The sequence below is a fragment of the Pseudomonas sp. ICMP 3272 genome, assembly GCF_001466905.1.
In the GTDB taxonomy this organism is placed as follows: Bacteria; Pseudomonadota; Gammaproteobacteria; order Pseudomonadales; family Pseudomonadaceae; genus Aquipseudomonas; species Aquipseudomonas amygdali.
In genome coordinates this window covers 1-444 of sequence record NZ_LKEK01000016.1, presented here as the reverse complement: position 1 = coordinate 444, position 444 = coordinate 1, and the positions used below count along the sequence as shown (strand labels likewise).

1 pseudogene is annotated in these 444 nt (G+C 65.8%); it reads left to right on the top strand.

The window, feature by feature from the left end:
- Positions 1 to 444: pseudogene (locus AO068_RS26445) on the top strand (type VI secretion system Vgr family protein); the annotation flags it as partial.

Genomic DNA, 444 nt, shown 5'->3' with positions numbered 1-444 from the left:
GGCCATCAGTTCATGCCACGCATCGGCCAGGAAGTGCTGGTGACATTTCTGGCAGGCGATATCGACCGGCCTCTGGTGACGTCGGTGCTCTACAACAACATTAATCTGCCGCCACGCTTCAGCAAGGCCTCGGGGCTGCCGGGCAACCGCACGCTGTCGGGGATCCGCACCCAGGAACATACGCTTCAGCAAGGCCTCGGGGCTGCCGGGCAACCGCACGCTGTCGGGGATCCGCACCCAGGAACACAAAGGCAGCGGCTTCAACGAACTGCTGTTCGATGACACGCCAGGCTCACTGCGCGCGCGCATGGGCACAACCCATCAGGCCACAGCCCTCAACCTGGGCAAACTGACCGACCCGCGTACTGACGGCACCGCCCAGCCGCGCGGCAACGGTGCAGAACTGCGCACCGATGCCGCCATCGCCCTGCGTGCCGCGCAGGG